The organism is Pseudomonas sp. UBA7500, assembly GCF_002478435.1.
Lineage (GTDB): Bacteria > Pseudomonadota > Gammaproteobacteria > Pseudomonadales > Pseudomonadaceae > Aquipseudomonas > Aquipseudomonas palmensis.
In genome coordinates this window covers 21,967-28,644 of sequence record NZ_DLNW01000017.1, presented here as the reverse complement: position 1 = coordinate 28,644, position 6,678 = coordinate 21,967, and the positions used below count along the sequence as shown (strand labels likewise).

Sequence of the window (6,678 nt, the reverse complement as noted above, 5' to 3'; positions counted from 1 at the left end):
GGGCTTGACCCGCGATGGGGCCGCCAAGGAATGCACTGACAAGGACAACAACCGTGACCAAGTCGATTCTGCTGGTCGATGACGACCAGGACATCCGTGAACTGCTGCAGGCCTACCTGAGCAAATGCGGCTTCCAGGTGCAGGCCCAGGCCGATGGCCAGGGTTTTCGCCAGGCCCTGGACACACACGGCGCCGACCTGGTGATCCTCGACGTGATGCTGCCCGACGAAGACGGTTTCAGCCTGTGCCGCTGGGTGCGACAGCACCCGCGTCAGGCCCGTGTGCCGATCATCATGCTCACCGCCAGTTCCGACGAAACCGATCGCGTCATCGGCCTGGAACTGGGCGCCGACGATTACCTGGGCAAACCCTTCAGCCCCCGCGAGCTGCAAGCCCGCATCAAGGCCCTGCTGCGCCGCGCCGGCTTCATGCATGAACGCCCCGGCGGTGACGTGCTGACCTTCGACGAGTGGCGCCTGGATACGGTCAGCCACCGCCTGTTCCACCGCGACGGCGAAGAGGTGATCCTGTCTGGCGCCGATTTCGCCCTGCTCAAGCTGTTCCTCGACCACCCGCAACAGATCCTCGACCGCGACACCATCGGCAATGCCACCCGTGGTCGCGAGCCGATGCCGCTGGACCGTATCGTCGACATGGCGGTCAGCCGCCTGCGCCAGCGCCTGCGCGATACCGAAAAACCTCCGCGACTGATCCGCACCGTGCGCGGCAGCGGCTACCTGCTGGCGGCCAGTGTTGCGCCCGCGCACTGAGCGGCGCTGGCGCCTGCCGCTGCCACGCTCGCTGCTGGGGCGCATGCTGCTGCTGACCCTGCTGGTGGTGACGGCGGCCCAGGGGTTGTCCAGCGTGATCTGGGTGTCGCAGTTGCGCGCCAGCCAGCTCGAAGGGCTGCTGGCCAGCGCGCGCAGCCTGGCGCATTCGATGACCGCCAGCGTCAGTTACTTTCGTTCGCTGCCGCTGGCCTACCGGCCGCTGGTGCTGGACCAGCTGCGCAGCATGGGGGGCACGCGCTTCGTGGTGTCGCTCAATGACCGGCCGCTGGACATGCAGGTGCTGCCGGTGACCCCGCGCAAGCAGGCGGTGATCGAGGCGTTCGAGCAGGTACTGCACGAGCGCCTGGGCGAGCAGATGGAAATCTCGGTGGAGTTCGTCGGCCCCGAGCAACTGCGTCTGTTCAACAGCGGGCTCAAGCTCGATGAACTGCCGCGCTCCTGGGCGCACTACTCGCTGACCCTGGAACCGGTCAACCCGCCGGTGCTGGTGACCCAGATCCGCCTGGGCGAGGGCGAATGGCTGTACATCGCCTCGCTGCTGCCCGAGCCCTACACCAGCCTCGAGGCCGAGGGCCTGCCGCGCCAGCAGGTGGGGTTCATCGCACTGACCAGTTTCTTTCTGCTGCTGTTCATCGGCCTGCTGGTGCATTGGCAGACCCGTCCGCTCAAGCGCCTGGCACGCGCGGCGCGGGAGCTGTCGCTGGGCGCCGACGCGCCGCCGGAGGTAGAGGGCGGCGGCAGCGAAGTGGTGGAGGTGGGGCGCGCCTTCAATGCCATGCGCGAACGCATCAGCCGCTACCTGACCGAGCGCAGCCAACTGTTCAGCGCGATCTCCCACGACCTGCGCACGCCGATCACGCGCCTGCGCCTGCGCGTCGAGCTGCTGGAGGATGAACAGCTGCAACACAAGTTCGGCCGTGACCTGGACGAGCTGGAGCTGCTGGTCAAGGGCGCCCTGCAGTGCGTGAAGGACACCGACATCCACGAGAACATCGAACCCATCGACCTCAACCAGGTGCTCGACTGCCTGGTGGAACCCTACCTGGCCAGTGCGCGCGTCACCGTGCAGGGCAGGGCGCTGGCGGCGTATCCGGGCAAGCCGCTGGCGCTCAAGCGCTGCATCGGCAACCTGATCGACAACGCGCTCAAGTACGGCGAGCGTGCGCACCTGCGCATCATCGACAGTGCCACCGGCTTCGTGCTGCAGGTGGACGACGAGGGCCCCGGCGTGCCGGAGCAGCGTCAGGAACAGGTGTTCGAGCCACATGTGCGCCTGGCCGGCCAGCAGCAGGGCTACGGGCTGGGGCTGGGCATCGCGCGCAACATCGCCCACAGCCACGGCGGCGAGGTGAGCCTGCGCAACCTGCGCGAAGGCGGCCTGCGGGTCACCCTGAGCCTGCCGCGCAGTGCGGGCCAGCGGGTGAATGTCACAGGTCGGTGACATTCGCGCATCCCTTCGTTACTTCTGCCGCCCCAGGGGGTGGCTAGACTTCGATTCACGCGCAAGCAGCATGACTTGCACCGGCATAACAACAAGAAAGGTTTCCCTTGATGAATGCGATCAATCGCCTCGCCGCCGTTGTTTCCCTTGCTTCCCTGTTGCCATTGAGCGCCCTGGCTGCCGAGCCCGGCACGGTCGAGGTGACCCACTGGTGGACGTCCGGTGGCGAGAAGGCGGCCGTGGACACGCTGCGCAAGCAGATCGAACAGGACGGCTTTGTGTGGAAGGACAACGCCGTGGCCGGGGGCGGCGGCGCGGCCGCCATGACCGTGCTCAAGAGCCGCGCGGTGGCCGGCAACCCGCCAGCCGCTGCCCAGGTCAAGGGCCCGGACATCCAGGACTGGGGCGCGCTGGGCCTGCTGACCAACCTGGACGATGTGGCCAAGGCCAACGACTGGGACGCGCTGCTGCCCAGAAAGGTTGCCGACATCATGAAGTACGACGGTCATTACGTGGCCGTGCCGGTGAACATCCACCGGGTCAACTGGCTGTGGATCAACCCGCAGGTGTTCGCCAAGGCCGGGGCCAAGGTGCCGACCACCCTGGACGAACTGTTCGCCGCCGCCGACAAGCTCAAGGCTGCCGGCTTCGTGCCCCTGGCCCACGGCGGCCAGCCGTGGCAGGACAGCACCGTGTTCGAGGACGTGGTGCTGAGCATTCTCGGGCCCAAGGGCTACCACGCAGCCTTTGTCGAGCTGGATGAAAAGACCCTGACCGGTGCGCAGATGATCGAGGCGTTCAGCACCTTGCAGCGCCTGGGCACCTACATGGACCCCAACCGTGCCGGGCGTGACTGGAACGTTGCGGCCGCCGAGGTCATCAACGGCAAGGCCGGCATGCAGATCATGGGCGACTGGGCCAAGAGCGAATGGACCGCTGCGGGCAAGATCGCCGGCAAGGACTACGAGTGCGTGGCGTTTCCCGGTACCCAGGGCAGCTTTGCCTACAACATCGACTCGCTGGTGATGTTCAGGCTCAAGGACGAGAACGACATCAAGGCCCAGAACGACCTGGCCAAGGTGGCGCTGGAGCCGGCGTTCCAGACCGTGTTCAACCAGAACAAGGGGTCGCTGCCGGTACGCCAGGACATGGACATGGGCCCGTTCGATGCCTGCACGCAAAAGTCCGCCGCGGACTTCAAGGCGGCCGAGCAGGGCGATGGCCTGCAACCGAGCATGGCGCACAACATGGCCACCAGCCTGGCGGTGCAGGGCGCCATCTTCGATGTGGTGACCAACTTCCTCAACGACCCGAAGGCCGACCCGGCCAAGGCGGTCAAGCAGCTGGATTCGGCGATCAAGTCGGCTAAATGATCCGCTGAATCTTTCGGGCCTCATCTCGGGTCAAGCCCGCTCCCACAGGTACTGCGATGACTTTGTGGGAGCGGGCTTGACCCGCGATGCGGCGCAACGCGCCGCCTTTCCAACCGAGAACCTTCCGATGAGCACTATCGCCGTCCTCAACAAGGCCTCACCCCTCGATGCATTGCAACGCTGGCTGCCCCGACTGGTACTGGCGCCGAGCATGCTGATCGTGCTGGTGGGCTTCTACGGCTACATCCTGTGGACCTTCGTCCTGTCATTCACCAATTCAAGCTTCATGCCCAGCTACAAGTGGGTGGGCCTGGCCCAGTACGCCCGCCTGATGGACAACGACCGCTGGTGGGTCGCCAGCAAGAACCTGCTGCTGTTCGGCGGCATGTTCATCGGCATCAGCCTGGTGGTCGGCGTGCTGCTGGCGGTGCTGCTCGACCAGCGTATCCGCCGCGAAGGCTTTATCCGCACCGTCTACCTGTACCCCATGGCGCTGTCGATGATCGTCACCGGCACCGCCTGGAAATGGCTGCTCAACCCCGGCCTTGGCCTGGACAAGATGCTGCGCGACTGGGGCTGGGAAGGCTTTCGCCTGGACTGGCTGGTCGACCCCGACCGCGTGGTGTACTGCCTGGTGATTGCTGCCGTGTGGCAGGCCTCGGGGTTCGTCATGGCGCTGTTTCTGGCCGGGCTGCGCGGGGTCGACCCGTCGATCATCCGCGCAGCCCAGGTCGATGGCGCGAGCCTGCCGACCATCTACCTGCGCATCGTGCTGCCCAGCCTGCGCCCGGTGTTCTTCAGTGCATTGATGATCCTGGCGCACATCGCGATCAAGAGCTTCGACCTGGTGGCGGCAATGACCGCCGGTGGCCCGGGCTACGCTTCGGACCTGCCGGCGATGTTCATGTATTCGTTCACCTTCAGCCGCGGCCAGATGGGCATGGGCTCGGCCAGCGCGATCCTGATGCTGGGTGCGATCCTGGCGATCCTGGTGCCGTACCTGTATTCGGAACTCAGGAGCAAGCGCCATGAGTAGTTCACTTGCTGCTCGTCGACCGAGCCTGAGCCGCCTGGCGGTCTACGCCACCCTGATCGCGGCCTGCCTGGTGTACCTGGTGCCGCTGATCGTGATGCTGCTGACCAGCTTCAAGAGCCCCGACGACATCCGCACCGGCAACCTGCTGAGCTGGCCCGAGGTGATCACCGGCATCGGCTGGGTGAAGGCCTGGGACGCGGTGGGCGGTTATTTCTGGAACTCGGTGAAGATCACCGTGCCGGCGGTGCTGATCTCCACCCTGGTGGGGGCGCTCAACGGCTACGTGCTGTCGATGTGGCGCTTCCGTGGCTCGCAGCTGTTCTTCGGGCTGCTGCTGTTCGGCTGCTTCCTGCCGTTCCAGACGGTGCTGCTGCCGGCCTCGTTCACCCTCGGCAAGCTGGGCCTGGCCAGTACCACCACCGGCCTGGTGCTGGTGCACATCGTGTACGGCCTGGCCTTCACCACGCTGTTTTTCCGCAACTACTACACCAGCGTGCCCCAGGCCCTGGTGCAGGCGGCGCGGCTGGATGGCGCGGGGTTCTTCACCATCTTCGGGCGCATCCTGCTGCCCATGTCGATCCCGATCATCATGGTGTGCCTGATCTGGCAGTTCACCCAGATCTGGAACGACTTTCTGTTCGGCGTGGTGTTCGCCAGTGGCGACGCGCAACCGATCACCGTGGCCCTCAACAACCTGGTCAACACCAGCACCGGGGCCAAGGAATACAACGTCGACATGGCGGCGGCGATGATCGCCGGGTTACCGACCCTGTTGGTCTATGTGCTGGCTGGCAAGTATTTCCTGCGTGGGCTCACCGCCGGCGCGGTCAAGGGGTAGAACATGGCAACGCTTGAATTGCGCAACGTCAACAAGACCTACGGCAGCGGCCTGCCGGACACGCTGAAGAACATCGAACTGAAGATCGGCTCGGGCGAGTTCCTGATCCTGGTGGGCCCTTCGGGCTGCGGCAAATCCACCCTCATGAACTGCATCGCGGGGCTGGAGCAGATCAGCGGCGGGGCGATTCTGGTGGACGACGCCGACATCAGTGGCATGAGCCCCAAGGATCGCGACATCGCCATGGTGTTCCAGTCGTATGCGCTGTACCCGACCATGAACGTGCGCGACAACATCGCCTTCGGCCTGAAGATTCGCAAGATGACCCCGGCGGCCATCGACGAGGAGGTGGCGCGGGTGGCCAAGCTGCTGCAGATCGAGCACCTGCTGGGGCGCAAGCCCGGCCAGCTGTCCGGTGGGCAGCAGCAGCGCGTGGCCATGGGCCGGGCGCTGGCACGCCGGCCCAGGATCTACCTGTTCGACGAGCCGCTGTCCAACCTCGACGCCAAGCTGCGGGTGGAGATGCGCACCGAGATCAAGCTGATGCACCAGCGCCTGAAGACCACCACGGTGTACGTGACCCACGACCAGATCGAGGCCATGACCCTGGGCGACAAAGTGGCGGTGATGAAGGATGGGCTGATCCAGCAGTTCGGCACCCCGCAGCAGATCTACAACGACCCGGCCAACCTGTTCGTGGCGAGTTTCATCGGCTCGCCGCCGATGAACTTCATACCCTTGCGCCTGCAACGCCAGGAGGGTCGCCTGCTGGCCCTGCTCGACAGCGGCCAGGGGCGCTGCGAGCTGCCGCTGGGCATCGGCGAGGCGGGGCTGGAGGCGCGCGAGGTGATCCTGGGCATTCGCCCGGAGCAGATCAGCCTGGCGGCGGTCGAAGGCAATGGCCTGCCGAGCATTCGCGCCCAGGTGCAGGTCACCGAGCCGACCGGGCCGGACACCCTGGTGTTCGTGACCCTCAACCAGACCAAGGTGTGCTGCCGACTGGCACCGGAGTTCGCGCCGCAGGTCGGCGAAAGCCTGAGCTTGCAGTTCGATCCTGCGCGGGTGCTGCTGTTCGATGCAGAAACGGGCGAACGGCTGGGGCGCGGGCGTGCACCGCTCGATACGGTCGGCACCGACAACATTGCCCAATTCAGGGGCCGCTGAATTCGTTGTAAAGCATGGACACCATCGAAAACAAT

Annotated in this window: 6 protein-coding genes; all 6 read left to right on the top strand. The window is 65.6% G+C overall.

The genetic code is table 11. From position 1 onward, the window contains the following. Positions 1-14: 14 nt before the first annotated feature. The 6 genes from B4I46_RS08060 (at position 15) to B4I46_RS08035 (ending at position 6,643) form a co-directional block, all read left to right on the top strand. Entirely contained in the window at positions 15-770 is a 756-nt protein-coding gene (locus B4I46_RS08060; RefSeq protein WP_054915080.1) for a response regulator, read from the top strand. A 19-nt stretch (positions 771-789) separates the two neighbouring features. Then, a complete protein-coding gene (locus B4I46_RS08055; protein WP_196933097.1) occupies positions 790-2,232 on the top strand; it encodes an ATP-binding protein in 1,443 nt (480 codons plus the stop codon). A gap of 110 nt (positions 2,233-2,342) precedes the next feature. Continuing rightward, positions 2,343-3,605: an ABC transporter substrate-binding protein gene (locus tag B4I46_RS08050; protein WP_054915078.1), complete on the top strand. Its 1,263-nt coding sequence runs from the start codon at positions 2,343-2,345 to the stop codon at positions 3,603-3,605. A gap of 127 nt (positions 3,606-3,732) precedes the next feature. Continuing rightward, entirely contained in the window at positions 3,733-4,641 is a 909-nt protein-coding gene (locus B4I46_RS08045) for a carbohydrate ABC transporter permease (RefSeq protein WP_043860389.1), read from the top strand. After that, positions 4,634-5,479: a carbohydrate ABC transporter permease gene (locus tag B4I46_RS08040; RefSeq protein WP_043860390.1), complete on the top strand. Its 846-nt coding sequence runs from the start codon at positions 4,634-4,636 to the stop codon at positions 5,477-5,479. Before B4I46_RS08045 ends, B4I46_RS08040 begins: the two co-directional genes overlap by 8 nt. A 3-nt stretch (positions 5,480-5,482) precedes the next feature. Then, the gene (locus B4I46_RS08035; protein WP_058541443.1) at positions 5,483-6,643 is read left to right on the top strand and encodes an ABC transporter ATP-binding protein; all 1,161 of its coding nucleotides are present in this window, start codon (positions 5,483-5,485) and stop codon (positions 6,641-6,643) included. Positions 6,644-6,678 lie beyond the last annotated feature (35 nt).